Annotated in this window: 2 protein-coding genes; both read right to left on the bottom strand. The window is 31.4% G+C overall.

Translation table 11 applies throughout. From position 1 onward, the window contains the following. Positions 1 to 33: 33 nt before the first annotated feature. Positions 34 to 1503, bottom strand: coding sequence for a phosphoribosylaminoimidazolecarboxamide formyltransferase (locus X926_RS09200; protein ID WP_012209451.1), 1470 nt, complete (start codon positions 1501 to 1503; stop codon positions 34 to 36). 112 nt (positions 1504 to 1615) lie between these two features. Further along, positions 1616 to 2575 (bottom strand): asparagine synthetase A, encoded by a 960-nt coding sequence (locus tag X926_RS09195; RefSeq protein WP_103065874.1) that lies wholly within the window; start codon positions 2573 to 2575, stop codon positions 1616 to 1618. Positions 2576 to 2878 lie beyond the last annotated feature (303 nt).

The following is a 2878-nucleotide window of genomic DNA, read 5'->3' as shown; positions in this document are numbered from 1 at the left end:
TCTTAAGGGGCAAAGCCCCTTAATGAATTTATGTTAATATCTATGATACCTTCCCTGTGTTACCAACAAAGTAACTCCTTTTTCTTCTAAATCGTTTAAATATTTTTCGTATCCCGGTAAGGTTGGAGGAACAATTACCTTTTCAACCTGCCAATTTAATATTATATCGGTTATCTTCTCTGAATTTATAGGAGAATCAAATATAATTGTCCCTTCCTTCGGAAGAACTTCAAACTTTTCCAAAGTGTTTTCGAGTGCATTTAGTGCGATTTCTCTGTTCAAACAAGATTGATTACCAGAACAAATGAGATTATTTTTAACATACACAGCGGTATCAGATTTATGAATTTTAGCGACCTCAAATCCTAATTGTTCTGAAGGAGACAAATCCAAGGAAATCTCTTGGAAATTTTGCTTTACGACCAGATCACTATCCACAATATATTCTTCTTCTTGTTTCAGAACTTTCTTATTAACCTTAAAAACCATGGGTTTAAAAGAAATTATCTCTTCTTTTTGTTCAAGATTATAAGAAGTCATCATTCCGTCATGTTTTGAATCTTTCAGTTCAAAAATTATATTTGGATCGTCACTATAAACTATCCCACCTTTAAGTTCTTTAATAATTCTAATGAATTGTTTTTTCTCTTCTTGAGTAGGAGCACAATAACCAAATACGAAAATTCCTTTCTTCGCAAAACCCAAAAATTCATTGTTTGTCAAACTCGCCAAATGAAAAAGTAATTTTATGTCTTTTAACATCCTTAAAGTAGGTTTTTTGTGAAAGGTCAAATTTTCTAAATAGTTGATAAAAGTATCTTTTTCTAAAAATTTCATTAGAATCGCTTCTTGCATTGGATTAGAACCATATCTTAAGTTCCCCAATATTTCAAAAAATTCATGGTCAAACTTTTCAGCTGCAAATAGTTCTGAAAAAATTTTATGAATACTTGCATCGTACTTAGAAGTAGAAAAGAAAACTTTCAATGCCAACTTTCTTCTTAACTGTAAGGGGACATCGCCACAATCCTCTAAATTATCAATAACTGTTTGATAATCTTTTGGATCTGCCAATGCTACAACATCCTTATAGTTTTTTGCTGCGGCTCTAAGAAGAGAATAGCCTCCAATATCGATATTTTCTAAAAGTGTTTCCTCATTCTTTGTTTTTTTGGCAATTTCCTCAAAAGTAGGAAAATTACCCACAACCATATCTATCCTTTTTATATTGTAATTAATCATATCTTCTTCATGCTTTTTATCGTTAGACTTGGCTAAAATGCCACCGGCTAATTTTGGATCTATGCTTTTAACACGACCTCCTAAAATTTCAGGAAATCCAATATAATCAGCCATTTTTACAGTAGGGATTCCCTTTTCTTGTAAATATTTATTTGTTCCTTCTGTACATATAATTTCGACACCATTGCGATATAAGAAACTAGCTAAATCCTCTAAATTAGTTTTGTCATAAACTGAAATAATTGCCCTTTTAATATTCATGAGATACCTCCAGTGAAAAATAAGTTAATTTTTATGAAAGGAAAAGCAGAGACGTTCAACATTTACGTCTCTTGCTTTGAGTTACATTTTCTAGGTTTTTTAATCAACACAACTAAATGGTATACTTTCCAGGTGCTTTAGCAAACAATCTACTTTTTTCAACATGATCCAAATCTAATATGTATTTAGTGAATCTTTCTATACCTATACCACAGCCTGCTGAGTGTTTTAATAACCCTTCTTTTGCCAATTTTAAATAATCTTCATAGCTTTCCAGCCCGTTACCTTTCAATTTGATTCTTTTCACTATTTGCTCATACTCGTGTTCTCTTTCGCCACCAGATATGCCTTCCCCATGACCCTCAGGATATATCAGGTCAAAATCCAACAATACATCAGGATTATCCATATCTTGTTTATCATAAAACTCCCTGTTCAAAAGCGGAATATCAATTAACCACACAGGTCCTTCAGCTCGTTCAGATAAAATCTTTTCATAATCATCACCGTAAAGCTCTTTTGCCTTTTTTACGCTTATTTTTTCAAAAGGCTTTTTAGGAACAGTCAAATTTGGGTGATACTTTTCTATTATACCAGAATATTTCGTCAAGATACCTTTTAGTACATAAATTATTAAATCTTCCATCAAATCCATAATCTCTTCTCTTTTAGTTTCTTTAGCTTCTATATCTAGTTGAACAAAATCAATCAAGTGTCTACCAGAGGAATATTTTTCTGCTGTTTCCAACCTTAAATTTGGAGAAAATGAAAATATCTTATCATGAATCAAAACACTAACTTGTTTTTGCAGAATCATAGATTTAGTAACGTAATATTTGTTACCGTAATAATCAATTTGTGCTTCAAAAACGTCGTGATTTAAAGGATCGGTGATCGTAGAGACAATCACTGGTAGAATTTCAACAAAACCCTTCTCTGCAAGAAATTCCCTCGATAATCTCAGTATCTCTGATTGAACTAAAAGCGCGTCACTGTAAGTCTCGTCCTCCAAATAAGTTTTTACTAGCTCCACAGAATCCACTCTTCTATCCTGCTTCTCTACTTCTGCCATAATTTTCCCTCCTGTAGTGTTTTTTAAAGACGGTATATCGTCTTTTAAAATACAAATAAAAAAACCGACGCTATTTTTTCTGCGTCGGTAATTTTCAAAATAACAATGTCCAGCGTAATCACCGACGCTGTATATTGTTATTATTATTATTTACTTTATTAGAACTTGATAATAATTTTAATATTTTCATAGCCATTTTCTCCTAAACAAATTTAATTAATATCTTAATAGATTTTCAAATTTAGTTAATTATACTATAAAAAAAAATATTTGTCAAATTAAAAAGGCTCTTTGTCAAATATG

The organism is Petrotoga sp. HWHPT.55.6.3 (assembly GCF_002895495.1).
Lineage (GTDB): Bacteria > Thermotogota > Thermotogae > Petrotogales > Petrotogaceae > Petrotoga > Petrotoga mobilis.
This window is presented reverse-complemented; position numbering and strand designations above follow the sequence as displayed.

Coding starts and splice junctions, on each gene's coding strand:
- X926_RS09195 (WP_103065874.1), bottom strand. CDS start 2,575: ATGGCAGAAGTAGAGAAGCAGGATAGAAGAGTGGATTCTGTGGAGCTA.
- X926_RS09200 (WP_012209451.1), bottom strand. CDS start 1,503: ATGAATATTAAAAGGGCAATTATTTCAGTTTATGACAAAACTAATTTA.